This is a genomic window from Kitasatospora sp. NPDC005751, from assembly GCF_040630835.1.
In the GTDB taxonomy this organism is placed as follows: Bacteria; Actinomycetota; Actinomycetes; order Streptomycetales; family Streptomycetaceae; genus Kitasatospora.
The window spans coordinates 1-25,580 of the sequence record NZ_JBEXYC010000038.1; the positions used below are offsets into that span (position 1 = coordinate 1).

21 protein-coding genes are annotated in these 25,580 nt (G+C 72.3%); 5 read left to right on the plus strand and 16 right to left on the minus strand.

The window, feature by feature from the left end:
• Positions 1–149: 149 nt before the first annotated feature.
• From ruvX to ABZ497_RS26305, 4 genes are read right to left on the minus strand one after another with little or no spacing between them, the layout of a single operon-like run.
• Positions 150–632, minus strand: coding sequence for a Holliday junction resolvase RuvX (gene ruvX / locus ABZ497_RS26290; protein ID WP_329486798.1), 483 nt, complete (start codon positions 630–632; stop codon positions 150–152).
• Complete coding sequence (gene alaS / locus ABZ497_RS26295) at positions 632–3,301, minus strand: alanine--tRNA ligase (protein ID WP_359808734.1); 2,670 nt, start codon at positions 3,299–3,301, stop codon at positions 632–634. Before alaS ends, ruvX begins: the two co-directional genes overlap by 1 nt.
• Positions 3,301–3,738: a DUF6167 family protein gene (locus ABZ497_RS26300; RefSeq protein WP_329486800.1), complete on the minus strand. Its 438-nt coding sequence runs from the start codon at positions 3,736–3,738 to the stop codon at positions 3,301–3,303. Before ABZ497_RS26300 ends, alaS begins: the two co-directional genes overlap by 1 nt.
• Before the next feature lie 4 nt (positions 3,739–3,742).
• Complete coding sequence (locus tag ABZ497_RS26305) at positions 3,743–4,219, minus strand: DUF948 domain-containing protein (RefSeq protein ID WP_359808736.1); 477 nt, start codon at positions 4,217–4,219, stop codon at positions 3,743–3,745.
• A 318-nt stretch (positions 4,220–4,537) separates the two neighbouring features.
• On the opposite strand from ABZ497_RS26305, the gene ABZ497_RS26310 reads away from it, so the two are divergent.
• Together ABZ497_RS26310 and ABZ497_RS26315 are read left to right on the plus strand one after the other, a co-directional pair.
• Positions 4,538–6,691 carry a regulator gene (locus ABZ497_RS26310; protein ID WP_359808738.1) on the plus strand — a complete coding sequence of 718 codons (2,154 nt, stop codon included), beginning with the start codon at positions 4,538–4,540 and terminating at the stop codon, positions 6,689–6,691.
• A 70-nt stretch (positions 6,692–6,761) separates the two neighbouring features.
• On the plus strand, positions 6,762–7,085 hold the full coding sequence (locus ABZ497_RS26315; RefSeq protein WP_329486803.1) for a tetratricopeptide repeat protein: 324 nt from the start codon (positions 6,762–6,764) through the stop codon (positions 7,083–7,085).
• Positions 7,086–7,179: 94 nt separating this feature from the next.
• Here ABZ497_RS26315 and rpsD read toward each other — a convergent pair whose 3' ends face one another.
• The 3 genes from rpsD to ppk2 all read right to left on the minus strand — a co-directional run bounded on the left by rpsD (position 7,180) and on the right by ppk2 (position 10,402).
• The gene (rpsD, locus tag ABZ497_RS26320; RefSeq protein WP_063346792.1) at positions 7,180–7,794 is read right to left on the minus strand and encodes a 30S ribosomal protein S4; all 615 of its coding nucleotides are present in this window, start codon (positions 7,792–7,794) and stop codon (positions 7,180–7,182) included.
• A gap of 317 nt (positions 7,795–8,111) precedes the next feature.
• Positions 8,112–9,461: a replication-associated recombination protein A gene (locus tag ABZ497_RS26325; RefSeq protein WP_329486804.1), complete on the minus strand. Its 1,350-nt coding sequence runs from the start codon at positions 9,459–9,461 to the stop codon at positions 8,112–8,114.
• Between the two features lie 101 nt (positions 9,462–9,562).
• Positions 9,563–10,402, minus strand: a complete 840-nt coding sequence (gene ppk2, locus ABZ497_RS26330; protein ID WP_359808741.1) for a polyphosphate kinase 2 — start codon at positions 10,400–10,402, stop codon at positions 9,563–9,565.
• 207 nt (positions 10,403–10,609) lie between these two features.
• Here ppk2 and ABZ497_RS26335 point away from each other — a divergent pair, with 207 nt between their 5' ends.
• The gene (locus ABZ497_RS26335) at positions 10,610–11,536 is read left to right on the plus strand and encodes a LysR family transcriptional regulator (protein ID WP_359808743.1); all 927 of its coding nucleotides are present in this window, start codon (positions 10,610–10,612) and stop codon (positions 11,534–11,536) included.
• A 46-nt stretch (positions 11,537–11,582) separates the two neighbouring features.
• On the opposite strand, the gene ABZ497_RS26340 is transcribed toward ABZ497_RS26335, so the two are convergent.
• The 4 genes from ABZ497_RS26340 to ABZ497_RS26355 all read right to left on the minus strand — a co-directional run bounded on the left by ABZ497_RS26340 (position 11,583) and on the right by ABZ497_RS26355 (position 15,966).
• Positions 11,583–12,089 (minus strand): N-acetyltransferase, encoded by a 507-nt coding sequence (locus ABZ497_RS26340; protein ID WP_329486807.1) that lies wholly within the window; start codon positions 12,087–12,089, stop codon positions 11,583–11,585.
• A 93-nt stretch (positions 12,090–12,182) separates the two neighbouring features.
• Positions 12,183–13,988: an aspartate--tRNA ligase gene (gene aspS, locus ABZ497_RS26345; RefSeq protein ID WP_359808745.1), complete on the minus strand. Its 1,806-nt coding sequence runs from the start codon at positions 13,986–13,988 to the stop codon at positions 12,183–12,185.
• On the minus strand, positions 13,985–15,247 hold the full coding sequence (gene hisS / locus ABZ497_RS26350) for a histidine--tRNA ligase (RefSeq protein ID WP_359808747.1): 1,263 nt from the start codon (positions 15,245–15,247) through the stop codon (positions 13,985–13,987). Before hisS ends, aspS begins: the two co-directional genes overlap by 4 nt.
• 11 nt (positions 15,248–15,258) lie before the next feature.
• Positions 15,259–15,966 carry an MBL fold metallo-hydrolase gene (locus ABZ497_RS26355; protein ID WP_329486810.1) on the minus strand — a complete coding sequence of 236 codons (708 nt, stop codon included), beginning with the start codon at positions 15,964–15,966 and terminating at the stop codon, positions 15,259–15,261.
• Between the two features lie 290 nt (positions 15,967–16,256).
• Between ABZ497_RS26355 and ABZ497_RS26360 the strand changes: the two genes are divergently transcribed.
• On the plus strand, positions 16,257–17,102 hold the full coding sequence (locus ABZ497_RS26360; RefSeq protein WP_359808749.1) for a peptidylprolyl isomerase: 846 nt from the start codon (positions 16,257–16,259) through the stop codon (positions 17,100–17,102).
• 262 nt (positions 17,103–17,364) lie between these two features.
• Entirely contained in the window at positions 17,365–18,594 is a 1,230-nt protein-coding gene (locus ABZ497_RS26365; RefSeq protein ID WP_329486812.1) for a DUF349 domain-containing protein, read from the plus strand.
• A 66-nt stretch (positions 18,595–18,660) separates the two neighbouring features.
• Here ABZ497_RS26365 and ABZ497_RS26370 read toward each other — a convergent pair whose 3' ends face one another.
• The 5 genes from ABZ497_RS26370 to yajC all read right to left on the minus strand — a co-directional run bounded on the left by ABZ497_RS26370 (position 18,661) and on the right by yajC (position 25,339).
• Positions 18,661–21,093: a bifunctional (p)ppGpp synthetase/guanosine-3',5'-bis(diphosphate) 3'-pyrophosphohydrolase gene (locus tag ABZ497_RS26370; RefSeq protein ID WP_329486813.1), complete on the minus strand. Its 2,433-nt coding sequence runs from the start codon at positions 21,091–21,093 to the stop codon at positions 18,661–18,663.
• 187 nt (positions 21,094–21,280) lie between these two features.
• Positions 21,281–21,832, minus strand: a complete 552-nt coding sequence (locus ABZ497_RS26375; RefSeq protein WP_359808752.1) for an adenine phosphoribosyltransferase — start codon at positions 21,830–21,832, stop codon at positions 21,281–21,283.
• Between the two features lie 27 nt (positions 21,833–21,859).
• Entirely contained in the window at positions 21,860–22,972 is a 1,113-nt protein-coding gene (gene secF / locus ABZ497_RS26380; protein ID WP_359808754.1) for a protein translocase subunit SecF, read from the minus strand.
• Between the two features lie 4 nt (positions 22,973–22,976).
• The gene (gene secD, locus ABZ497_RS26385; protein ID WP_359808788.1) at positions 22,977–24,689 is read right to left on the minus strand and encodes a protein translocase subunit SecD; all 1,713 of its coding nucleotides are present in this window, start codon (positions 24,687–24,689) and stop codon (positions 22,977–22,979) included.
• Between the two features lie 242 nt (positions 24,690–24,931).
• Positions 24,932–25,339: a preprotein translocase subunit YajC gene (yajC, locus tag ABZ497_RS26390; protein WP_329486816.1), complete on the minus strand. Its 408-nt coding sequence runs from the start codon at positions 25,337–25,339 to the stop codon at positions 24,932–24,934.
• Positions 25,340–25,580 lie beyond the last annotated feature (241 nt).

Consider the following 25,580-nt stretch of genomic DNA (forward strand, 5'->3'; position numbering starts at 1 on the left):
ATCTGTGTGTTAACTAGTTATGGTGTGGGCGGGGGGGTTTAATGGCGGGGGCTATCGGGCCCCCCCGGGGGGTGGCCCTACCCCCGCCGGGGGGGCCCGTGCGGACGCGTCCGCACGGGCCCCTTCACCGGGACGTTAGATCAGACCGGTCAGCCGGCCGCCTCGACGCTCTCACCGGGCGGGCGTCCGCTCACCCGTTCGGACTCAAGGGCGGTCTGCAGGATCACCACCGCGGCGGCCTGGTCGACCACCGAGCGGCCCTTCTTGGCCTTGACCCCGGAGGCGCGCAGCCCGTGGGTGGCCGTGACGGTGGACATCCGCTCGTCGACCAGCCGGACCGGCACCGGGTAGAGCCGGTTGGCCAGCCGGGTGGCGTACCCGCGGACCTTCTCCGCCGCCGGGCCCTCCTTGCCGCTGAGCGAGCGCGGCAGGCCGACGATCACCTCGATCGCCTGGTACTCGTCGGCGATGGCGGCGATCCTGGCCTGCGACTTCACCCCGGCGGGGACGGTCTCCACCGGCGTGGCGAGCACCCCGTCGGGGTCGCAGGACGCTACCCCGATCCGGGCGTCACCGACGTCGACGGCGATCCGCCGCCCGCGGCGGAAGGGCGGCCTCTCCTCCTGGTCCATCAGCTGGCGCGCTCCGCGACCAGACCGCGCACCGCGGCGATGGCCTCGCCGACCGCGCCCGCGTCGGAGCCGCCGCCCTGGGCGACGTCGTCCTTGCCGCCACCGCCGCCGCCGAGGGTCTTGGCGGCGACCCGGACCAGCTCGCCGGCCTTGATGCCGCGCCCGCGCGCGTCCTCGTTGGTGGCGATCACGGTCAGCGGGCGGTCGTTGGCCACCGTGAAGGCGGCGACCACGGCCGGCCGCGAGCCGAGCCGGCCGCGCACGTCCAGGACGAGCTTGCGCAGCTCGTCGGCGCCGGTGCCGTCGGCGACCCGGGCGGCCACCACGGCGATGCCCTGGACGTCCTCGGCGGAGTCGGCCAGACCCGCGGCGGCGGCCAGCACCTTCTCGGCGCGGAAGCGCTCGATCTCCTTCTCGGCGTCCTTGAGCTTGGCGAGCATGCCCGAGATCTTCTCCGGCAGCTCCTCCGGGCGGCCCTTGACCAGCTCGGTCAGCTGGGCGACCACGGTGTGCTCACGGGCGAGGAACTTGTAGGCGTCCACGCCGACCAGCGCCTCGACCCGGCGCACGCCGGAGCCGATCGAGGACTCGCCGAGCAGCTTCACCAGGCCCAGCTGGGCGGTGTTGCCGACGTGCGTGCCACCGCAGAGCTCCTTGGAGAAGTCCCCGATGGTGACGACGCGGACCGAGTCGCCGTACTTCTCGCCGAACATCGCGATGGCGCCGGCCTTGCGGGCCTGGTCCATCGTCATGACCTCGGCGGTCACGTCCAGCTCGCGGGTCAGCACGTCGTTGATCTTCTGCTCGACGTCGACCAGCACGCTGCCGGGCACGGCGGCGGGCGAGCCGAAGTCGAAGCGGAAGCGGCCGGGGGCGTTCTCGGAGCCGGCCTGGGCGGCCGTCGGGCCGAGCGCGTCGCGCAGCGCCTGGTGGGTCAGGTGGGTGGCCGAGTGGGCGCGGGCGATGGCACGGCGGCGCTCGATGTCGATGGTGGCGTACGCCGAGGCGCCGAGCACGACCTCGCCGAACAGCACGCCGCCGGAGTGCACCGTCACGCCCGGGACGGGCTGCTGCACGTCGCGGATCTCCACCACGGCGCCGGAGTCCAGTCGGATCCGGCCGTGGTCGGCGAGCTGGCCGCCGCCCTCGGCGTAGAACGGGGTGCGGTCGAGGATGATCTCGACCTCGTCGCCCTCGCTCGCGGCCGGCGCCGGGACGCCGTCCACCAGCAGGCCGACCACGGTGGCCTCGCCCTCGGTGAGGTTGTAGCCGGTGAAGACGCTGGCGCCGGACTTGTCGGCGACCTCGCGGTACGCGGCGACGTCGGCGTGGCCCATCTTCTTGGCCTTGGCATCGGCCTTGGCACGGTCCCGCTGCTCCTGCATGAGGCGGCGGAAGCCGGCCTCGTCGACCTGGAGGCCCTGCTCCTCGGCCATCTCCAGGGTCAGGTCGATCGGGAACCCGTAGGTGTCGTGCAGCTTGAACGCCTGCTCGCCGGAGAGCACCGCGCCGCCGGACTGCTTGGTCTCGGTGACCGCGGTGTCCAGCAGGGTGGTGCCGGCCTTCAGGGTCTGCAGGAAGGCCGCCTCCTCGCCGCTGACGACCGTCTCGATGCGCTTGCGGTCGGCCTCCAGCTCCGGGTACTGCGGGGCCATCGCCTTGATCGCGACCTCGGTCAGGTCCTTGGCGACCTGGCCGGTGGCGCCCAGCAGGCGCATGTTGCGGATGGCGCGGCGCAGGATGCGGCGCAGCACGTAGCCGCGGCCCTCGTTGCCGGGGGTGACACCGTCGCCGATCAGCATCAGCGCGGTGCGGATGTGGTCGGTGACCACGCGCAGCGAGACGTCCGACTTGTGGTCGGCGCCGTAGGTGTGACCGGTCAGCTCGGCGGCGCGGTCGAGGATCATCCGGCTGGTGTCGATCTCGAAGAGGTTGTCGACGCCCTGCAGGATGGCGGCGAGGCGCTCCAGGCCGAGGCCGGTGTCGATGTTCTTGCTCGGCAGGTCGCCGAGGATCTCGAAACCGTCCTTGCCGTCACCGTGGCCGCGCTCGTACTGCATGAAGACCAGGTTCCAGATCTCCAGGTAGCGCTCGCCGTTGACGGCCGGGCCGCCCTCCTCGCCGTACGCGGGGCCGCGGTCGTAGTTGATCTCCGAGCACGGGCCGCACGGGCCGGGGACGCCCATCGACCAGAAGTTGTCCTTCATGCCGAGGCGCTGGATGCGCTCGGAGGGCACGCCGATGACGTCGCGCCAGATCTGCTCGGCCTCGTCGTCGTCCTTGTAGACGGTGATCCAGAGCTTCTCCTTCTCCAGGCCGTAGCCGCCGTCCGCGACGGGAGTGGTGAGCAGCTCCCACGCGAACTTGATGGCCCCTTCCTTGAAGTAGTCGCCGAAGGAGAAGTTGCCGCACATCTGGAAGAAGGAGCCGTGCCGGGTGGTCTTCCCGACCTCCTCGATGTCCAGGGTGCGCACGCACTTCTGGACGCTGGTGGCCCGGGAGAACTGCGGCTTGACCTCGCCGAGGAAGTACGGCTTGAAGGGCACCATGCCGGCGTTGACCAGCAGCAGGGTGGGGTCGTCGGCGACCAGGGACGCCGACGGAACGACGGTGTGGCCGCGCTCCTCGAAGAAGCGCAGCCAGCGGCGGCGGATCTCTGCCGACTCCATTAGTGGTCCTTCCGGTTCGGGGTACCGCCCGGCTGCGGCAGTGCGCGGCCGGGCGTCTTTTCGATGGCTGGGGTGGTGCGCGCACCGTCGGACGATGCGCGGGCACTGCTGGACGGAGGCAGGGCGGCGGCCGGGCTGCCGGGCGCCGCCGAGATAGCTCGGTACTGCGGCTCGCCGCGCAGGACCCGGCGCCGGGGCTCGACGACGGCGGTGCCGTCCAGTCCGAGGTCCTCGCGCAGCTGCTCCTCGCGCTCGGCCATGCCCGCCTTCACGTCCTGGGCGAACCGCTTGGCCGCGTCGCCCAGGTGCAGCGCGCCGCGCGCGGCGGTGCCGGAGAGGCTGTCCGGGGTGAGCCGGTGCACGGCCTCGTTGGCCTTGTTCATGGCCCAGACGGTGGCACCGGCGCCGACCGCCATCCAGAAGATGCGTCGCACCATGCCGTCAGCCCCTCACCGCGCGCCGGACCCGGGCGAGCAGGCCGCTCCTGGCCGTCGTCGCGGCGCGCACCTCGGCCCGGATCAGCCGGGCCAGCTCCTCGCGCTCGCTCGGCTGGGTGGGCAGCGTCACGGTGCCGTTCTGCTTGGCGACGGCCTTGCGGACGCCGTAGCTGAAGGCCGCGACCTTGACCAGCGGCCCGCCCAGGGTGGCCGCGACGGTGGAGGAGAGCGCCTGGGCGTTGGCGGCGGCGTCCTGGACGTTGGCGGTGATCTCGTCCACCCGCTCCAGCTGCTCGTTGGCGCTGCGCACGGCGGCTCCGGCCTCGGTCAGCAGCGGCACGGCCTGCTCGGTCACGGCGGAGACCAGGACGGCGGCCTCCTTGAGCACCCGCGAGAGGTGCACCAGCACGACGGCGAGCAGGGTGACCAGGACCGCCCAGAACACGGCGACGAGCAAGCCGGCCAGCTCTCCCACGGACACCTTGTGCGCTCCCTCGCCTTGCTGTTCTCCGAAGGAGACCCTATCGCGACCACGGCCGGTTTCCGGACCGGATATCGGCCGGGGCGTCCCCGGGCCCGCCCCCGCGGATCCGGTCCGGTGTACGAGCCGCGCGCGTAACCTACCGGCCGGTCACCTCGTTCTGCCGGACGGGCCGTCGCCGGGGCGGCCCGCGGGCACGCCCGAACCGCGACGGTCCGGGCCCGGAGACGGGAGCAGCGCTTGGCCGCGGACCCGACAGCACGGCCCGGAGCGGGGGCGGCGCGGCGGGAGCCGGCGCCCGGCCGGCTCCCGGCCGAGGTGACCAGCTTCGTCGGCCGGCAGCGGGAGCTGACCGAGCTGGCCCGGCTGCTGGCCGCCGCGCGGCTGGTCACGGTGACCGGCCCGGGTGGCGTGGGCAAGAGCCGGCTGGCCCTGCGCGCGGCGGCCCGGGCGGGCGGCGCCTTCCCGGACGGCACCTGGCTGGTCGAGGTCGCTCCCGTGCAGGACCCGCTGCTGCTCGGCCACGCCGTGCTGGAGGCGCTGCGGCTGACCGACGGCACCCCCCGGCCGCCGCTGGACGTGCTGACCGAGCAGCTCGCCGGGCGCCGGACGCTGATCGTGCTGGACGGCTGCGAGCATCTGGTGGACGCCTGCGCGGAGCTGGTCGACGCCCTGCTGCGGGCGCTGCCCGGCCTGCGGGTGCTGGCCACCAGCCGGGCGGCGCTGCGCGCCCCGGGCGAGCACCTGCTTCTCCTGGCGCCGCTGCCGGTGGGCCCGGTCGGCCCCGGCGTACTGCCGGACGCGGTGCGGCTGTTCGCCGACCGGGCCCGGGCGGTGCTGCCCTCCTTCGAGATCACCGCGGCCTCCGCCGAGGGGATCGCCCAGCTCTGCCGCCGGCTGGACGGCATCCCGCTGGCCGTCGAGCTGGCGGCCGGCCGGCTGCGGTCGCTCTCGGTCGCGCAGATCGACGCCCGGCTGGGCGACCGGTTCCGCCTGCTCACCGGCGGCGCCCGGACGGCGCTGCCGCGCCACCAGACGCTTCGCACGACCATCGGGTGGAGTCACGAACTCTGCACGCCGCAGGAACGTTTGCTCTGGGCCCGGCTCTCGGTCTTCGCGGGGAGCTTCGACCTGGAGGCCGCCGAGTACGTCTGCGCCGGCGACGGCATCGAACCGGAGGACCTGCTCGACCTGGTGTCCGAGCTGATCAACAAGTCGGTGCTGCTCCGGGTGTCGGCCCCCGGCCGGCCGGCCGGGGAGGGGGGCGGCGTCAGGTTCGGACTGCTGGACACCCTGCGCGAGTACGGCCTGCGGTGGCTGCGCTCGACCGGTGAGGAGCAGCGGCTGCGGCGCCGCCACCGGGACTGGTACCTGGGCGTGGCCACCTGGGGCGAGGTCGAGTGGTTCGGCCCCCGGCAGGCGGAGACCGCCGAGCGCACCGAGCTCGCCCACCCCAACCTGCGCGCGGCGCTGGAGTTCTGCCTGGCCGAACCGGGCGAGGAGCAGCTCGCCCTGCTGCTGGCGAGCACGCTCTGGTTCTACTGGGTCGGCTGCGGCCACCTCGGCGAGGGCCGGCACTGGCTGGACCGCGCGCTCGCCCTCGACCCGGAGCCGACCGAGGCCCGCGCCAAGGCGCTCTGGGTCACCGGGTACATGGCGACCCTCCAGGGCGACCTGCTCACCGCCCGCCCGGCCCTGGAGGAGTGCCGCCGCCAGGCGCTGGACACCGGCGACGACCGGGCGCTCGCCTACGCCGTCCACCGGCAGGGCTGCGCCGCGCTGATCGGGGACGAGCCGGCCCGTGCCGCCGAGCTCTTCGAGGAGGCGCTCTGGCACTACCGGACGATCGGCGAGCTCAACAGCAACGTCCTGATGGCCATGTTCGAGCTGGGTATCGCCTACCTGTTCCAGGGCGACCAGGACAGCGGCGAGTTCTGGCTCGGCGAGGTCCGCGAGCTCTGCGAGGAGCACGGCGAGCAGTGGGCGTACGCCTACGGGCTCTACGCGCTCGGGTACTCGCACTGGCTGGACGGCGAGGTCCGGCTGGCCCGGGCGCGGGCCCGCGAGAGCGTCCGGCTCAACCACCTCTTCCACGACCTGCTGGGCATCGTGCTGGCGATCGACCTGCTGGCGCTGCTGGAGACCGAGCCCACCGGGCCCGGCCGGCCGGGCGACCTGCGCGAGGCCCGGGTGCTGCAGGGCGCCGCGCACCGGATCTGGCAGGCGGTGGGCAAGCCGTTCTTCGGCTCGCGCACCTTCAACGGCCCCCACCGGCACTGCGAGGAGCGGGCCAGGGCCGGGCTGACCGAGCAGGAGTTCACCGAGTGCTTCGACCGCGGTGCCCGGCTGGACCTCGACGCCGCCGTCCACCGGGCGCTCGGCGGCGACGGCCGCGCGGGCGGTCCGGGCCGGCTGCCGGGCCCCTTCCCGGTGCCGCCGGCGCCGCACCCCTCACCGGCCAGGAATAGTTGAATCTTGTCCATTGCTACACCGGTCGGCACCTCCCGGCACCCCGCCGGGCGGACGCCCGGAAGGAGCAATCGTGGCCACCAACACCGCCGACGAGTACCGCCTCGCGACGTTCTACTTCGACTCCAAGGCGTACACCGACGCCGCCCGCATGCTGGAGGGCGTCCTCGCCGAGGAGCCGGCCAACCTGTCGGTCCGGCTGCTGCTGGCCCGCAGCTACTTCCACTCGGCCCAGCTCTCCCGCGCCGAGGCCGAGCTGCGCCGGATCCTGGACGCCCACCCGGCCGAGGACTACGCCCGGCTGATGCTGGGCCGGACCCTGGAGCGCCAGGGCCGCGCCGAGGAGGCCCGCCCGCACCTGCGGCTGGCCGCCGCGATGACCGGCGAGGACGACTGAGCACAACCCGGGAGCACCCGGGAACGGGACGAGCCCCCGCCGCCTCGAAAGGCGACGGGGGCTCGCTGGGTACGGCAGGCGTACCGCTCGCGGGTCAGCGCGAGTAGTACTCGACGACGAGCTGCTCGTCGCAGATCACCGGGACCTCCTTGCGCTGCGGCGCGCGGTCCAGGCGGAAGGCCAGGGCCTTCAGGTTGACCTCGAGGTACTTCGGGGTCTGGCCCTCGCCCGCGTAGCCACCCTCACGGGCGACCTGGAACGGGACCTTCTCCTTGCTGCGCTCGCGAACGGTCACGACGAAGCCCGGCTTCATCTGGTACGACGGCTTGTTGACCTTGCCGCCGTTGACCTCGATGTGACCGTGGACGACCATCTGGCGGGCCTGGTAGATGGTGCGGGCAATGCCCGAACGCAGCACCAGGGAGTCCAGACGGGTCTCCAGCTCGGCGACGAGCGCCTCACCGGTCTTGCCCTCGGCCTTCTTCGCGCGGTCGAACGCGCGCGCCATCTGCTTCTCGCTCAGGTCGTACTGGGCGCGCAGACGCTGCTTCTCGAGCAGACGGACCTTGTAGTCCGAGTTCTGCTTGCGGCCACGGCCGTGCTGGCCGGGCGGGTACGGGCGGGCCTCGAAGTACTTGACGGACTTCGGGGTCAGCGGCACGCCGAGCGCACGCGCGATCTTGACCTTGGGACGCTTCTGGTTCGCCATGAACCAAACCTTCCTTGCTTACGAATACGGCTTCACCAGGTGTTGACGGAGGTCGCTCCTCGCGGTCCGGAGACAACCGCACCGCCCGGGGGCGGTGCGATCAGCCGCTCTCCACGACCGGGCACGGATGTGCAAGCACACGAGTAGCCCACCGAACCTGGGTTGGTGGGCTGCACGCGACACCGAAACGGTGCGCGACGCTCCTGGGGCCTCCCGGAGGAGACCACGGCCATTGCCCCGCTGGTGCGGCCGGTCGGTCAGGGTCTCCCCTGCCGCCGCGCCCGGGACACGGCACTCCGGACGAGTATACCCGCCGATCACTCGCCCTTGAGCCGACCCCTGGTCCACTCCACGATGTCCGCGTACCGGGCCTCCCCGCCGTGCCGGGTCGGCCGGTAGTACGCCTTGCCGTGCACGGCGTCCGGCGCGTACTGCTGCGCCGCGATGCCCTCCGGCAGATCGTGCGGGTACTGGTAGCCCTGGCCGTGCCCGAGCTTGCCCGCGCCGCCGTAGTGCGCGTCCCGCAGGTGCGGCGGCACCGCGCCCGCCAGGCCCTGCCGGACGTCCGCCAGCGCCGCGTCGATCGCCAGGTAGGCGGCGTTGGACTTGGGCGCCAGCGCCAGCGCGATCGCCGCCTGGGAGAGGATGATCCGCGCCTCCGGGAAGCCGATCAGCGCCACCGCCTGGGCCGCCGCGACCGCCGTGGCCAGCGCCGTCGGGTCGGCCAGGCCGACGTCCTCGCTGGCCGAGATCATCAGCCGCCGGGCGATGAACCGCGGGTCCTCCCCGGCCTCGATCATCCGGGCCAGGTAGTGCAGGGTGGCGTCCACGTCACTGCCCCGGATCGACTTGATCAGCGCGCTGGCCACGTCGTAGTGCTGGTCGCCGTCCTTGTCGTAGCGCACCGCGGCCTGGTTCACGGCCGTCTCGGTGGTGGCCAGCGTGATGCTCGCCTCGCCCTTCTCCAGCGCCGCCCCGGCGGCCGCCTCCAGCGTGGTGAGCGCCCGCCGGGCGTCCCCGCCGGCCAGCCGGACCAGGTGGTCCTCGGCCTCCGGGGTGAGCTCCAGCGCGCCCTCCAGACCGCGCTCGTCGGCCACCGCGCGGTGCAGCAGGGCGCGGATGTCCTCGTCCGTCAGCGACTCCAGCGTGAGCAGCAGCGAGCGCGACAGCAGCGGGGAGATCACCGAGAAGTACGGGTTCTCGGTGGTGGCCGCGATCAGGGTGACCCAGCGGTTCTCCACGGCGGGCAGCAGCGAGTCCTGCTGGGCCTTGGAGAAGCGGTGGATCTCGTCCAGGAAGAGCACCGTCTCCCTGCCGTTCATGCCGACCGCCCGGCGGGCGCCGTCGATCACCGCGCGGACCTCCTTGACGCCCGCGGTGATCGCGGACAGCTCCACGAAGCGGCCCTCGACGGACTGGCTGATCACGTGCGCCAGGGTGGTCTTGCCGGTACCGGGCGGCCCCCAGAGGATCACCGAACTGGTCGCCGCCGGGCCGCGCGAGCCCGACACCAGCCGGCGCAGCGGCGAGCCCGCCTTCAGCAGCTGCCGCTGCCCGGCGACCTCGTCCAGGGTGCGCGGGCGCATCCGCACGGCCAGCGGGGCCCGGCCGGGCTCCTTGGCCTGGCGTTCCTCGGCGGCGGCGGTGAAGAGGTCCGGTTCGTCCACACCGGAAGCCTATGCGAGCCGACCGACACCCCGGCCCGGCCGCCGCGCCCCCGGCCGGATCCGCGCCTCCGCGGCCCCGCGGAGCTCTCGGGCGGCCGGGCCTACCCGATCCGCGCCGAGTGGTCCGGTACGTACTTCTGCAGGTCCCGCGGCGGCCGCTGGTAGCCGCGCGACTCCGGGCGGGCCGGCAGCTCGATCCGCCGCGGGGCCACCTCGTGGTACGGGACGGTCGAGAGCAGGTGGGCGATCATGTTGATCCGGGCCCGCCGCTTGTCGTCGCTCTCCACCACGTTCCACGGCGAGTCCGGGATGTCGGTGTAGACGAACATCTCGTCCTTGGCCCGCGAGTAGTCCTCCCAGCGGCTGACCGACTCGACGTCCATCGGCGAGAGCTTCCACCGCCGCATCGGGTCCTCCAGCCGGTCCCGGAACCGCCGCTGCTGCTCGGTGTCGCTGACCGAGAACCAGTACTTGCGCAGCAGGGTGCCCGACTCGATCAGCATCCGCTCGAACATCGGGCACTGGTGCAGGAACTGCCAGTACTGCTCGTCCGTGCAGAAGCCCATCACCCGCTCGACCCCGGCCCGGTTGTACCAGCTGCGGTCGAACAGCACGATCTCCCCCGCGGCCGGCAACTGCTCGACGTAGCGCTGGAAGTACCACTGGGTCCGCTGGCGCTCGGTGGGCGTGGGCAGCGCCGCCACCCGGGCGATGCGCGGGTTCAGGTACTCCGTCACCCGCTTGATCGCGCCGCCCTTGCCGGCCGCGTCGCGCCCCTCGAAGACGACCACCAGCCGGGCGCCCTCGGCCCGCACCCACTCCTGGAGCTTCACCAGCTCGTTCTGGAGCCTCAGCAGCTCCCGCTCGTACGGCTTCTTCGCGAGCCGCTCCCGCCGGTGCTCCGGGCCGGTACCGGGATCGTGCTCGGCCTTGGCTGCCACCTGGGTGCCTCCGTTCGGCAAAGGCTGATGAGCACTCACCGTAGGCGCAACCCCGGGTTCCCGCAGGCCGGGGCGCCGGCCCGGCAGCGGCGGCCCCCTGAACCGCCGCTGCCGGACTCCCCCGTGGCCGGCCCGCGAGGGCCGAGTGATCAACCCTGTCGCAGACCTGCCGGGCTGGTCCAATATCCCGTTCCATAACCTTGGGGCATGGATGTGGACACCCGACTGCTGCGGAGCTTCGCCGCGGTCTGCGAGGAGGGCCAGCTGACGGCCGCCGCGGCCCGGCTGTTCGTCTCGCAGCCGACCCTCACCAAGCAGATCCGCCAGCTGGAGGCGCTGCTCGGGGTGGAGCTGTTCGAGCGCTCGCGCCGGGGCATGGCGCCCACCCACGCCGGCCGGGCCCTGGCCGAGCGCACCGGGCCGGTGCTGGCCGGCTGGGACGACGCGCTGCGCGCCACCCGGGCGGCGGCGGCCGAGCAGGGCTCGACGCTGCGGGTGGGCTTCGAGGGCGGCAGCATCAACCTGATGACCCGCAGCACGGTGACGGACTTCACCCGGCGGATGCCCGGCTGGCAGGTCGAGCTGCGGCAGAACAACTGGTTCGACCCGACCTCGGGGCTCGCCACCGGGGAGATCGACCTGACGCTCTGGCACGCCCCGCCGTCGCTCTCCGAGCAGTACAACGTCGCGGTGCTGGGCGAGGAGCCGCGCTGTGTGGCGCTGCCGGCCGGGCACCGGTTGGCGGGCCACCAGGTGATCCGGTTCGAGGACCTGCTGGACGAGCCCTTCGTCGCGATCCCGCTGGAGGCCGGGCACTGGCGCGACTACTGGCTGGCGGTCCCGGAACGGCGCGGGCGGCCGGTGCGGGTCGGCGCGGTGGCGCACAACTCCGACGAGTGGCTGGCCGCGGTGGTGTGCGGTCAGGGCGTCGGCTTCGCCCCGGAGGCGATGAGCAGGCTGGCGGCGCGGGAGGACATCGCGTACCGGCCGGTGCGGGGGCTCAGCCCGAGCCTGGTCGGGCTCTACTGGCCGATGGGCCGCGAACTGACGCCCGCCATGGCCGCGTTCGTGCGCAGCTGCCGGGCCACGGTCGGGTTCTCGGCCGGCCCGGCGGTCCCGGGCCAGGCGGAGTGAGCCGGACGGAGCCGGTCCGGCGCGTACGGGGGCGGGCCGGACCGGGTCAGACCGCCTCGAAGGGCTCCGGGTAGCGGCAGAGCCCGCGCGGACCGCCGTCGTAGGCCGGCAGGGCGAGGGTCTGGAAGTAGGCCTCCGGCACCTCGAACGGGCCGGTGACCTCGTGCCGGCCCGCCGGCGCGAAGCCGAACCTGCCGTAGTAGTCCGGATCGCCGAGGACGACGACGAGCTTCTCCGCCGCCTCCTCCGCGGCCGTCAGCGCGGCCCGGACGACCAGCTCGCCGACGCCCTTGCGCTGCCACTCCGGGGCGACCGCGACGGGCGCGAGCGCCAGGCCCCGGCCGTCGCCGACCGCCAGCCGGGTGAGCAGCGCGTGGCCGACCACCAGCCCGGCCTCATCCACCGCCACCACGGACAGCTCGGGCAGCCAGGCGGGGTCGCGGCGCAGCGCGTCCACCAGATCGGCCTCGTCGGGGCCGGGGAAGGCCGCCATGTGGACCCGTCTGGTGGCGGGTGCGTCCTCGGGACACTCGATTCTGGTGGTGACCTTCATGGGGGGGAGCCTCTCTCCGTCGCACACCGTTGTGGACCGGCCCCGGACGGCGGGTGCGCCGTCCGGGGCCGTGAAAGATTAGCCGATTGGGCGTCAGGCCCGGGGCTGGGCCTCGGGCTTGACCTCGGAGGACTTGGCGTCCTCGCGGACCTTCGGCTGGGCGTCGACGCCGGCCTCGCGACGCTGCGCCGGGGTGATCGGGGTCGGGGCACCGGTCAGCGGGTCACCACCGGTGGACGTCTTCGGGAACGCGATGACGTCGCGGATGGTGTCGTACCCGCCCAGCAGCGTGACGACGCGGTCCAGGCCGAAGGCGACACCGCCGTGCGGCGGCGGGCCGTAGTTGAAGGCGTCCAGCAGGAAGCCGAACTGCGAGGCCGCCTCCTCCTCGGAGAGGCCGATCGCGTCGAACGCCCGCTTCTGCACGTCCCGCTGGTGGATACGGATCGAACCGCCGCCCAGCTCCGAGCCGTTGAGGACCAGGTCGTAGGCGTTGGAGAGCGCCGAACCCGGGTCGGTGTCGAAGGTGGCGAGCGACTCGGCGGTCGGGGCGGTGAACGGGTGGTGCACCGCGTGCCAGCCCTGGAACTCGCCCTTGTCGTCCTCGATCGGCTCGAACATCGGGAAGTCGACGACCCAGAGGAAGGCCCAGCGGGACTCGTCGATCAGCTCGCAGCGGCGGCCGATCTCCAGGCGGGCGGCGCCGAGCAGCTCCTGCGAGGGGCGCTCCTTGCCGGCCGCGAAGAAGATCGCGTCACCGTTCTTGGCCCCGGCGGCGGCGGCCAGGCCGGCCAGGTGCTCCTCGGAGAGGTTCTTGGCGACCGGGCCGCGCAGCTCGCCGGTCTCGGCGTCGATCAGCACGTAGGCGAGGCCCCGGGCGCCGCGCGCCTTGGCCCAGTCCTGCCAGGCGTCGAGCTGCTTGCGCGGCTGCGAGGCACCGCCTGGCATGACCACGGCGCCGACGTACGGGGCCTGGAACACGCGGAACGAGGTGCCCTTGAAGTACTCGGTGAGGTCCGTGAGCTCCTGACCGAAGCGGACGTCCGGCTTGTCCGAGCCGTAGCGGCCCATCGCGTCCGCGTAGCTCATCCGGGGCAGCGGGTTGGGGATCTCGTACCCGTGCACGTCGCGCCAGATCGCACCGATGATCTTCTCGCCGAGGGCCAGGATGTCCTCCTGGTCGACGAAGGAGGCCTCGATGTCCAGCTGGGTGAACTCCGGCTGGCGGTCGGCGCGGAAGTCCTCGTCGCGGAAGCAGCGCGCGATCTGGTAGTACCGCTCCATGCCGGCCACCATCAGCAGCTGCTTGAACAGCTGGGGCGACTGCGGCAGCGCGTACCAGTGGCCGGGCTGCAGGCGGACCGGGACGAGGAAGTCGCGGGCGCCCTCGGGGGTGGAGCGGGTGAGGTACGGCGTCTCGATGTCGAGGTAGTCGTTCTCCTCCATCACCCGGCGGATGATGTTGCTGACCTTGGAGCGCAGGCGCAGGCCCTTGGCCGGGCCCTCGCGGCGCAGGTCCAGGTAGCGGTAGCGGAGGCGGACCTCCTCGTTGACCGTACCGGGCTCGTACTCGGCGACCGGGAAGGGCAGCGGGGCGGCCTCGGAGAGCACCTCGATCTCGCTGACCACGACCTCGACGGCGCCGGTCGGGATGTCCGGGTTCTCGTTGCCCTCGGGCCGCACGCGGACGTCGCCGACGACCTTGACGCAGTACTCGGCACGCAGGCCGTGCACCGAGTCGAGGTCGCGGACCACGATCTGCACGGTGCCGGAGGCGTCCCGCAGGTCGATGAAGGCCACGCCGCCGTGGTCTCGGCGGCGGGCGACCCAGCCGGCCAGGGTGACGGTGGTGCCTGCGTGCTCCGGGCGGAGCGTGCCCGCGTCGTGCGTGCGGATCACAGCTGCTTCTCCTTCAGGGTGGTGACGAGAGCGTCGAGGGCGACGGGGTTCTGCTCGCCGGTGGTCATGTCCTTGAGCTGGACGACGCCGTCGGCGAGGTCCCGGTCACCGGCGAGCACGGCGAAGCGGGCGCCGGAACGGTCCGCGGACTTCATCGCGTTCTTGATGCCCTTGACGCCGAAGGCGAGGTCGGTGGCGACGCCCGCGCGGCGCAGTTCGACCACCTTGGCGAAGAGGACGTTCTTGGCCTGGTCGCTGAGCGCGACGGCGTAGACGGAGGTGGCGGCCGGCAGGTCGAGGACGACGCCCTCGGCCTCCATCGCCAGGTAGCTGCGGTCCACCCCGAGGGCCCAGCCGACGGACGGCAGCGCGGGGCCGCCGATCATCTCGGAGAGCCCGTCGTAGCGGCCGCCGCCACCGATCGCGGACTGCGCGCCGAGGCCGTTGTGGACGAACTCGAAGGTGGTACGGGTGTAGTAGTCCAGGCCGCGGACCAGCTTGGGGTCGTCGGTGAAGGCCACCCCGTTGGCGGTCAGCAGCTCGCGGACCTTCTCGTCGTAGGCCTTGCACTCCTGGCAGAGGAAGTCGCGCAGCATCGGCGCGCCGCCGAGCTGGGCCTGCACCGACTCGCGCTTGTCGTCCAGCACGCGCAGCGGGTTGATCTCGGCCCGGCGGCGGGTGTCGTCGTCCAGGTCGAGGCCGGCCAGGAACTCCACCAGCGCGGCCCGGTAGACCGGGCGGCACTGCTTGTCGCCGAGGCTGTTGAGCAGCAGCGAGTAGTCGCGCAGGCCCAGCGAGCGGAAGGCGTCGTCGGCCAGGATGATCAGCTCGGCGTCCAGCGCCGGGTCCTCGGCGCCGATCGCCTCGGCGCCGACCTGCGAGAACTGGCGGTAGCGGCCCTTCTGCGCCCGCTCGTAGCGGTAGTAGGAGCCGGAGTACCAGAGCTTGACCGGCAGGTTGCCCTGCTTGTGCAGGTTGGCCTGGAGCGCGGCGCGCAGCACCGAGGCGGTGCCCTCGGGGCGCAGCGCGAGCTCGTCGCCGCCCTTGGTGGTGAGGTTGTACATCTCCTTGCTGACGATGTCGGTGGACTCGCCGACGCCGCGGGAGAAGAGCTTCACGTCCTCGAAGACCGGGGTCTCGATGTAGCCGTAGCCGGCCCGGCGGGCCGGCGCGGCGATCCGCTCGCGGATCGCCAGGAAGGTCGCGGAGCTGGGGGGCAGCAGGTCGTAGGTGCCCTTGGGGGCGGTGAAGGTGCTCAACTTCTCTTCCGTCACATTCCTCGTCGCGGGAAGGCCGGAGCGCCGAGCGCTCCCGCCGCCTGTCGGAGGTAGGGGTTGGTGGCGCGCTCGCGGCCGATGGTGGTCTGTCCGCCGTGGCCGGAGAGGACCACGGTCGCGTCGTCGAGGGGCAGGCACACCCGGGCCAGCGACCGCAGGATCGCGTCGCCGTCCCCGCCCGGGAGGTCCGTGCGCCCGATGGAGCCGGCGAAGAGCAGGTCGCCCGAGAACAGCACCGGGGGGAGGTCCTCGGCGCCGGGCGTCCGGAACGTCACCGACCCCTTGGTATGGCCGGGCGCGTGGTCGACGGTGAGCTTCAGGCCGGCCAGCTCCAGCACGCTGCCGTCGGTGAGCTCGCGCACGTCGTCGGGCTCGCCGACGGTGAGCTCGCCCATCAGCTGGGTGCCGAGCGAGCGGCCGAGCGCCTTCTCCGGGTCGGCCATCATGTAGCGGTCCTCGGGGTGGATCCAGGCCGGGACGCCGCGCGCGCCGCAGACCGGGACCACCGAGGCGACGTGGTCGATGTGGCCGTGGGTGAGGACCACCGCGACCGGCTTCAGCCGGTGCTCGCGGACCAGCTCCTCCACGCCGCGGGCGGCCTGGTGGCCCGGGTCCACGATGACGCACTCCTCGCCGGCGGCCGGTGCGACCAGGTAGCAGTTGGTGCCCCAGGCTCCAGCGGGGAATCCGGCGATGAACAACGCGCGTCCTTCGTGATTCGGGTCGGCCGTGGCGGCTGCGGGATGCGGCTACACGATGAGATGTAACGGAAGCCTACCGGCGCTCCGGGTCCGGTTGCGAACCAGATAGGCGGGACAGGTCCACTCCGTCCCGACGGGTTCACCGGGTTCTTACAGCCGCGGTCCCTACACTTGGCCGCCGATGGATGCGATGATCCGCTCCAGCATCCGCACACGATCCCTCCTCGCCCCCGGGCCGGAGGGGCCGGACAGCCCCCAGTACGACAGCACCCATGTAGGAGACACGGCCGGTGGTCAGCAGCGAACAGCGGCGGCGGCAGCTCGCCCGCGAGAAGTACGAGCGCCAGGCGCAGCGCCGGGCCGAGATGCACGCCGCGCGCCGGCGTCGCAACACGATCCTCGGCAGCGCGCTCGCCGTGGTGGTGCTGGCGGGCGGCGGTGTCCTGGTGGGCACGGGTGCCTTCACCTCGGACGACAAGAAGGACACCGCGGCGGCGCCGCCGACCGCGCCGAGCGCGCCGACCGCCACCGACGAGCCCACCACCCCGACCCGCACGCCGGTCGAGGGCTGCGCCGACCCGGCGCCGGGCGCGCCGAACGGCAAGCAGTGGAAGGCCGAGCCGGCCATGAGCGTCGACGCCGCCGGCAAGTACACGGCGACGCTGGACACCAACTGCGGCAAGGTGACGCTCTCGCTGGACGCGGCCAAGGCGCCGCACACGGTGAACTCCTTCGCCTTCCTGGCCGGCGAGCAGTACTTCGACCACACCAAGTGCCACCGGCTGACCACCGGCGGCATCTTCGTGCTGCAGTGCGGCGACCCGACCGCCAGCGCGACCAACCCGGGCGGCACCGGCGGTCCCGGCTACAAGTTCGCCGACGAGAACCTGACCGGCGCGACGTACCCGGCGGGCACCCTGGCGATGGCCAACTCCGGCCCGGGCACCAACGGGAGCCAGTTCTTCCTGGTCTACAAGGACACCCAGCTCGGCCCGAACTACACCCCGTTCGGCAAGATCACCGGCGGTCTGGACGTGCTTCAGAAGATCGCCGCCGCGGGCACCCTGGAGGGCGGGACGGACGGTCACCCGATGGCCGACGTCACCCTCAACTCGGTGACCGCCGCGAAGGGTTGACCGGCACCGGGACCGCCCCGCGGACGCCGGCGCGGCGCTCCGGCGCGGTCCCGGCCCGAAATCGCCCGGCCCGGATGCGGACAGCACCGGTCCTGGTCGCCTATGTTGGCGTTGTGTAGGGTGCCCAGACCCGCCGGCCGTCACCCTCGGCAGCAAAGCACGGCGGACGGGACGGCGGGCCCATCGGTCCGCCGCACATCAACTGTGGACGACGTACGCGTCCCGCTCCGGCGCGGGCGCGACGTCATGTGGAGGACGCGCTATGAGCAGCGACCCGTGGGGCCGTGTCGACGAGCAGGGCACGGTCTACGTCAGGACGGCCGACGGCGAACGCGTCGTGGGTTCCTGGCAGGCCGGCTCGCCCGAGGAGGCTCTCGCCTACTTCGAGCGCAAGTACCAGGGCATCGAGGTGGAGATCGGCCTGCTGGAGAAGCGGGTGCGCACCACCGACCTGGCCGCCAAGGACGCCCAGACCGCGCTGGACCACCTGCGCGCGCAGGTGACCGAGGGGCACGCGGTCGGCGACCTGGACGCGCTGGCCAAGCGGCTGGACACGCTCGCCGGTGACATCGAGAGCCGCCGCGAGGAGCGCAAGGCGGCCCGCGCCAAGGCCCAGGACGAGACCCGTACGGCCAAGGAGGAGCTGGTCGCCGAGGCCGAGCGGCTCGCCGAGTCCACCCAGTGGCGGGAGGCCGGGGACCGGCTGCGCGCGCTGGTGGACACCTGGAAGGGCCTGCCCCGGCTGGACCGCAAGAGCGACGACGAGCTGTGGCACCGGTTCTCGCACGCCCGCTCGGTCTTCTCGAAGCACCGCAAGGCCCACTTCGCGACCCTTGACGCCGAGCGCGACCAGGCCCGGGCCACCAAGGAGCGGCTGGTCAGCGAGGCCGAGGCGCTCTCCTCCTCCACCGAGTGGGGCGAGACCGCGGCCAGCTACCGCGACCTGATGGCGCGCTGGAAGGCCGCCGGGCGCGCCCAGCGGGACATCGAGGACGAGCTGTGGGCGCGTTTCCGCGGCGCCCAGGACGTCTTCTTCCAGGCCCGGTCCGCGGTGTTCAGCGAGCGCGACGCCGAGCAGGTCGGCAACCAGAAGCTCAAGGAGGCGCTGGCGGCCGAGGCCGAGGCGATCCTGCCGATCACCGACCTGAAGGCCGCCAAGGCCGCCCTGCGGGACGTCAACGAGCGCTGGGAGGCGATCGGGCACGTGCCGCGCGACGCCCGCCCGAAGCTGGACGCCCGGCTGAACACCGTCGAGCGGGCGATCCGCGAGGCCGAGGACAGCGAGTGGAAGCGCTCGAACCCGGAGGCCAAGGCCCGCGCCGCCGGCATGGTCGGCCTCTTCGAGGCCAAGGCCGAGAAGATCCAGGCCGACCTGGACAAGGCCCGTGCCGCCGGCAACGCGAGCAAGGTCGCCAAGCTGGAGTCCGAGCTGGCGGGCGTGCAGACCCTGCTGGAGCAGGCGCACCGCAGCCAGGAGGAGTTCAGCGGCTGATCCGCCGCCCTCCGGACCTGGCGAAGGGCCCCACCGCCGAGGCGGTGGGGCCCTTCGCCGTACCCGCTACTTGCGGGCCGAGGTGACCCGGTAGACGTCGTAGACACCCTCCACGCCGCGGACCGCCTTCAGGACGTGGCCGAGGTGCTTCGGGTCGCCCATCTCGAAGGTGAAGCGGCTCATCGCCACCCGGTCGCGGGAGGTCTGCACCGCCGCCGACAGGATGTTGACGTGCTGGTCGGAGAGGACCCGGGTGACGTCCGAGAGCAGCCGGGAGCGGTCCAGCGCCTCGACCTGGATGGCCACCAGGAAGACGGACGACTGGGTGGCCGCCCACTCGACCTCGATCATCCGCTCGGGCTGCTGGCTGAGCGCCTCCACGTTGACGCAGTCGGCGCGGTGCACCGAGACGCCGTTGCCGCGGGTGACGAAGCCGACGATCGGGTCGCCCGGCACCGGGGTGCAGCAGCGCGACAGCTTGACCCAGACGTCCTCGACGCCCTTGACGATGACGCCCGGATCGCCCTTGGCCCGGCGGCGCACCGCCCGGCGGTTGTCGTGCGTCGGCGTGGCCGTCTCGGCCAGGTCCTCGGTGGCACCCTCCTCGCCGCCGAGCGCCTGCACCAGCTTCTGCACGATGTTCTGCGCGGCGACGTGGCCCTCGCCGATCGCCGCGTACAGCGAGGAGATGTCCGGGTAGCGCATCTCGTGGGCCAGGGTGACCAGCGAGTCGCCGGTCAGGATCCGCTGGATCGGCAGGCCCTGCTTGCGCATCGCCCGGGCGATGGCCTCCTTGCCGTGCTCGATCGCCTCCTCGCGGCGCTCCTTGGAGAACCAGGCGCGGATCTTGTTGCGGGCGCGCGGGGACTTGACGAAGCCAAGCCAGTCCCGGGAGGGGCCGGCGTTCTCCGCCTTGGAGGTGAAGACCTCGACGCTGTCGCCGTTCTCCAGGGTCGACTCCAGCGGCACCAGCCGCCCGTTGACCCGCGCCCCTATGCAGCGGTACCCGACCTCGGTGTGGACGGCGAAGGCGAAGTCCACCGGGGTGGCACCGGCCGGCAGCGCTATCACGTCGCCCTTGGGCGTGAAGACGAAGACCTCGTTGTTGGAGAGGTCGAAGCGCAGCGACTCCAGGAACTCGCTCGGGTCCTCGGTCTCCTTCTGCCAGTCCAGCAGCTGCCGCAGCCAGGCCATCTCGTTGACGGCGCCGGCCTTGTCGTCCTTGCGGGTCTGGGTGGGGGTGTCGGTGCGGACCTTGGAGGCGCCGGCCACCGCGCGCTGCTTGTACTTCCAGTGCGCGGCGATGCCGTACTCGGCCCGGCGGTGCATGTCGAAGGTGCGGATCTGCAGCTCGACCGGCTTGCCCCCGGGACCGATCACCGTGGTGTGCAGCGACTGGTACATGTTGAACTTGGGCATCGCGATGTAGTCCTTGAACCGCCCCGGCACCGGGTTCCACCGCGCGTGGATGGTGCCCAGCGCCGCGTAGCAGTCGCGGACGGTGTCGACCAGGACCCGGATGCCCACCAGGTCGTAGATCTCGGCGAAGTCCCGGCCCCGGACGATCATCTTCTGGTAGACCGAGTAGTAGTGCTTCGGCCGGCCGGTCACGGACGCGGTGATCCGGGCGCCGCGCAGGTCGCCCTGGACCTGGTCGATGACGGTGGCGAGGTACTCGTCCCGCTTGGGGGCGCGTTCGGCGACCAGGCGCACGATCTCGTCGTACATCTTGGGGTAGAGGATCGCGAAGGCGAGGTCCTCCAGCTCCCACTTGATGGTGTTCATGCCCAGCCGGTGCGCCAGCGGGGCGTAGATCTCCAGCGTCTCGCGGGCCTTCTTCTCCTGCTTCTCCCGCTTGAGGTAGCGCATGGTGCGCATGTTGTGCAGCCGGTCCGCGAGCTTGATCACCAGGACGCGCGGGTCCTTGGCCATCGCGACGACCATCTTGCGGACGGTCTCGGCCTGCGCGGCCTCGCCGAACTTCACCCGGTCCAGCTTGGTGACGCCGTCGACCAGCAGGGCCACCGAGTCGCCGAAGTCCTTGCGCAGGGTCTCCAGGCCGTAGTCGGTGTCCTCGACGGTGTCGTGCAGCAGGCCGGCCATCAGGGTCGCGGCGTCCATGCCCAGCTCGGCCAGGATGGTCGCCACCGCCAGCGGGTGGGTGATGTACGGGTCGCCGCTCTTGCGCTTCTGCCCGCGGTGCCACTTCTCCGCGACGGCGTACGCCTTCTCGATGTCCCGCAGCAGGACCGGGTCGGCCTTGGGGTCGTTGGCCCGGATCGAGCGGAACAGCGGCTCCAGGACGGGGTTGAGCACGCTGGAGCGCTGGCCGCCGAGGCGGGCCAGCCGGGCGCGCATGCCCCCGGAGGAGGACGGACGGCTCGCGGGAGCCACCGGGCGGGAGGAGGTCGGCGCCGGGCGTGCCGGGGTGGCCCCCGAGGGCGTGGGACGGTTTTCGGGGGCGGCCGCTTCGGCCGTGGGCACAACCTCGTCGGGCAAGGACACTCCTCGGGGCACCGGGCCGGCCCCTCGTGCGGCTCGCACCATCACGCACAACCGGGAGGGGATGAACCTTCATGGTACCGAGCCCGGCGCTCCCGTGTTCAGCCGGTCGGCCCCGGACACGCGGAGGGCGGCGGTCGGATGATCCGACCACCGCCCTCCGTCCGTTCGTCGGACGCTTCCCTCAGACCGTGACCAGCGTCTCCAGCGGCGCGCCGGCCAGGTGCCCGGCCAGCCGCTCCCGGCCGTCCAGGAAGCCCAGCTCCATCAGCACCACGACGCCCACCAGCTCGGCGCCGGCCTCCTTGACCAGGTCCAGCGAGGCACCGATCGTCCCGCCGGTGGCCAGCACGTCGTCCACCACCAGCACCCGCTCACCGGGTGCGAAGGCGTCGCACTGCACCTCCAGCGTCGCCGAGCCGTACTCCAGCTCGTACGAGCGCCGGAACACCTCGCCGGGCAGCTTGCCCTCCTTGCGGATCGGCACGAAGCCGAGGCCGGCCGCGAAGGCCGCCGGGGCCGCCAGGACGAAGCCGCGCGCCTCCAGGCCCACCACCTTGGTCGCACCGAGGGCCGTCGCCCGCTCCGCCAGCGCCCGGGTGAGGGCCGCGAAGGCCTCGGCGTCGGCGAGCAGCGGTGCGATGTCCTTGAACAGCACACCGGGCTTCGGGTAGTCCGGAACGTCCCGGATCCGGCTGTTCAGCAGCTCGGCCAGGGCGGTGTCGGCGGTGGTCACGGAAGAGTCCTCACGGTCGGTCGGGCGTCAGCGCTTGGTGGACGGACGGCCCTTGGCACGCGAGGTGCCGGCCGCCCGGCCGCGCTGACCGACCATACCCGCCGGCAGGTCGCCGTCGGCGATCTCCTCGCCCTCCGGGGCCTCGCCGCGCGCCTCCGCGGCGGCGTTCCTGGCCTCCGCGGCCCGCCGCTGGGCGACCCGCTTGGCCAGCGCCTTCATCTCCGGCTGCTCCTCCTTGAGCTGCGCGAGCAGCGGGGTGGCGACGCAGATCGAGGAGTAGGCACCGGCGGCGAGACCGATGAACAGGGCCAGCGAGATGTCGTTCAGCGTGCCGGCGCCCAGGAGGCCGCCACCGATGAACAGCAGCGCCGCCACCGGGAGCAGGGCGACCACCGTGGTGTTCAGCGAGCGGACCAGGGTCTGGTTGAGGCCCGCGTTGGCCGCCTCGCTGTAGGTGATCTTGTTCTGCTTGGTGAGCCCCTTCGCGTTCTCCTTCACGGTGTCGAAGACGACGACCGTGTCGTAGAGCGAGTACCCGAGGATCGTCAGGAAGCCGATCACCGTACCGGGGGTGACCTCGAAGCCCACCAGGGCGTACACCCCGATGGTGATCAGGAGGTCGTGGATGAGGGCGACCAGGGCGGCCACCGCCATCCGCCACTCGAAGGCGATCGCCAGGTAGACCGTCACCAGGACCATGAAGATGATCAGGCCGGTGAGGGCCTTGTCGGAGATCTGCTCACCCCAGCTGGGGCCGATCACCTGGGTGTCGATCTCCGCGATCGGGACGCTGAGCTCCTTGGACAGCTTGTCGGTGAAGACGGCCGAGGAGACCTGGTCCTCGGAGCTGACCTGGATGCGGATCTTCTTGCCGTCGTCCACGGACTGGACCAGCGGGTGCGAGTGGACGATCTTGTCCACCACGTCCTGCGTCTGCGAGATGGTCAGCCCCGGCTTGGCGACGGTGTAGACCGAGCCGCCCTTGAACTCGATGCCGAGTTTCAGGCCCATGGCCAGGCCGACGGCGGCGACCAGCACGATCACGCCGGAGATGCTGTACCAGAGCTTGCGGCGGCCGACGAAGTCGAAGCTGACCTCGCCCTGGTAGAGCCGGTGACCCAGATTGGAGAAGCGCGACACGGTGTCAGGCCTCCTTCACGGCGGCAGAGGAGGAGGAGCTGCGACGACGGGTGCTGCGCAGCGGCGGGCGGGCGCCCAGGCGCTTCGGGTCCAGGCCCGACCACGGGTGACCGTCGGAGAAGAACTTCCGGCGGGCCAGCAGGGTGATCAGCGGCTTGGTGAACAGGAAGATCACCACGACGTCGAGCGCGGTGGTCAGGCCCAGCGTGAACGCGAAGCCCTGCACCTTGCCGACCGAGACCAGGTAGAGCACCGCGGCACAGAGGAAGGACACGAAGTCCGACACCAGGATGGTGCGCCGGGCGCGCGGCCAGGCCCGCTGGACCGCCGGGCGCAGCGGGGCGCCCTCGCGGACCTCGTCGCGGATGCGCTCGAAGTAGACGATGAAGGAGTCCGCGGTGATACCGATCGCGACGATCGCGCCGCAGACGGCCGGCAGGTTCAGCGCGAAGCCGATCCCCGCGCCGAGGAGGCTCATGATCGAGTAGGTCAGGATCGCCGAGACGATCAGACCCGCGATCGAGACCAGGCCGAGGCCGCGGTAGTAGACCAGCGAGTAGAGGACCACCAGCACCATGCCGATGAGGCCGGCGATCAGGCCCGCCTTCAGCTGGTCGCCGCCGAGCTGCGGCGAGACGGTGGTGACGTCGTCCGTGGTGAACTCCAGCGGCAGCGCGCCGAAGCTCAGCACGTTGGCGAGGTTCTGCGCCTCCGCCTGGCTGAAGCTGCCGGAGATCACGGCCGAGCCGCCGGGGATGGCGTTGCGCACGTACGGGTGGGAGACGACCTGCCCGTCCAGCACGATGGCGAACTGGTTGGTCGGGTCCGGCTGGGCGGCGAGCTTGCCCGTGACGTCGGTGAAGGCGTCGGTGCCCCGGCCGTTGAACTGCAGCGCGACCTGCCAGCCGGCACCCTGCTGGGTGTCGATGGTGGCCTGCGCCTTGGAGACGTCGGCACCCTTCACCGCGACCGGGCCGAGGGCGAGCTTGTAGAAGATCCCGCGCTCGTCCTTCTGGGTGCAGGCGACGGTCGGCTGCCCCTCGGACTTCTGCAGGTTCTTGCGCTGCTCGGGCTTGGAGCAGTCGATGGCGGCGAACTCGGCGGCCAGCTCCGGCGGCACGGTGCCCGTGGTCATCGCGGCGGAGAGGTCCGGGTTGACCGGTGCGGTGGGCGCGGGAGCGCTCGGGGTCGCGGCGGCGGGCGCGCTCGGAGCGGTGCTCGCGCTGCCGGTGGCGGCCGGGGTCGGGGTGGCGTCGGCGGCGAGCGCCTCACCGACGGCGCGGCCCTGCTTGGTCGCACTGGCGCTGGGGGCGCCGGCGGACGCGGCGGGCGTGCCGGTGGCCGAGGGGGTCGCGCTCGGGGCGGCGCTGCCGCTCGCCGAGGGGGACGCGCTCGGGGCCGGGGCCTGGACACCGCTCGGGGCGAGGGCGAGGACGGGGCGGAAGTAGAGCTGCGCGGTGGTGCCGACCTGGTCGACCGCGCTCTGCTTGTCACCACCCTTGGGGATGTTGACGATGATGTTCCGGTCGCCCTGGGTCTGGACCTCCGCCTCGGAGACGCCCATCCCGTTGACCCGCTGCTCGATGATCCCGGTGGCGATGTCCATGTTGGACTTGTTGATCGCCTTGGGGTCGGTCGACTTCGCGCTCAAGGTGATGCTGGTACCGCCGGCGAGGTCGATACCCAGGCGGGGCTTGGTGTGGCCCGTCCCGAACATGAGGGCGACCAGTCCGACGGTGACCACCAGGATGAGGGCCAGAGCCCGCCCCGGGTAACCGTCGCGCGGGCGCGACTTGGGTGTTGCCACCTTGCTCGTTTCTCCCTGTCCATGCCACCTCCCCTACCGGACCCCCGTCCGGCTCGTGGCGGACGGGGGCATGGCGGATCTGCGGCCCTGAGATCCTGTGGGCTCGCGGCACTACTCACTGCGCCGCGCGGCCGGGCGGGTGCCCGGCCGTACTACTTGGTCGCGGGACCAGCGCCCTCGACGTCGCCCTTGTCGGCGCTGTCCTTGGTGAGCGTCAGCGGCTTGTCCTCGACCGGCTCGACGTCGGCGTCCTCGGCCTCCGGCTCGGACAGCTCGTCCACGGCGGGGCGACCGTTGATGATCGCGTCGTACTCCTGCGGGTCCAGGACCGCCGCCACCGCGCTCTTGGTGAAGTGGGTGACCACGCCGGGCGCGATCTCCAGCTCGACGGTCTCCTCGTTGACCGCCTTCACCTGGGCGTACAGGCCGCCGATGGTGCGCACTCCCGCCCCGGGCTCCAGCGCGGTCTGCATGCTCGCCTGCTGCTGCTGGCGCTTCTTCTGCGACCGGAACATGAGCACGATCGCGATGATCGGGAGGAGAAGGATGATGAGGTTCACTGCAGCCAGGGTCCTTTACGGGCCGCCGGCCGGCGGCCTGTGTGGTAATGGTCGGCCCGTCAGGTGAGAGGGGCGGTCCGGCGGAGTCTAGGCGACCCCGAACTGATCGGACAACGCCAAGCATCGCATCCTGCCGCCGAAAGTGGCGAGCCTGCGCCTGCACAGATTCCCCGGACTTCTCCCCCGGCTTCTCCGCGCGGACCTGCTCAGGCGTCCGCGCGCCCCGATCGCCCCGGTGTCA

What these genes read in the sequence shown, in the direction of transcription:
- ruvX (WP_329486798.1), bottom strand. Translation starts at nt 632, where the DNA reads ATGGACCAGGAGGAGAGGCCGCCCTTCCGCCGCGGGCGGCGGATCGCC.
- alaS (WP_359808734.1), bottom strand. Translation starts at nt 3,301, where the DNA reads ATGGAGTCGGCAGAGATCCGCCGCCGCTGGCTGCGCTTCTTCGAGGAG.
- ABZ497_RS26300 (WP_329486800.1), bottom strand. Translation starts at nt 3,738, where the DNA reads ATGGTGCGACGCATCTTCTGGATGGCGGTCGGCGCCGGTGCCACCGTC.
- rpsD (WP_063346792.1), bottom strand. Translation starts at nt 7,794, where the DNA reads ATGGCGAACCAGAAGCGTCCCAAGGTCAAGATCGCGCGTGCGCTCGGC.
- ABZ497_RS26335 (WP_359808743.1), top strand. Translation starts at nt 10,610, where the DNA reads ATGGATGTGGACACCCGACTGCTGCGGAGCTTCGCCGCGGTCTGCGAG.
- ABZ497_RS26340 (WP_329486807.1), bottom strand. Translation starts at nt 12,089, where the DNA reads ATGAAGGTCACCACCAGAATCGAGTGTCCCGAGGACGCACCCGCCACC.
- ABZ497_RS26365 (WP_329486812.1), top strand. Translation starts at nt 17,365, where the DNA reads ATGAGCAGCGACCCGTGGGGCCGTGTCGACGAGCAGGGCACGGTCTAC.
- secD (WP_359808788.1), bottom strand. Translation starts at nt 24,689, where the DNA reads ATGTTCGGGACGGGCCACACCAAGCCCCGCCTGGGTATCGACCTCGCC.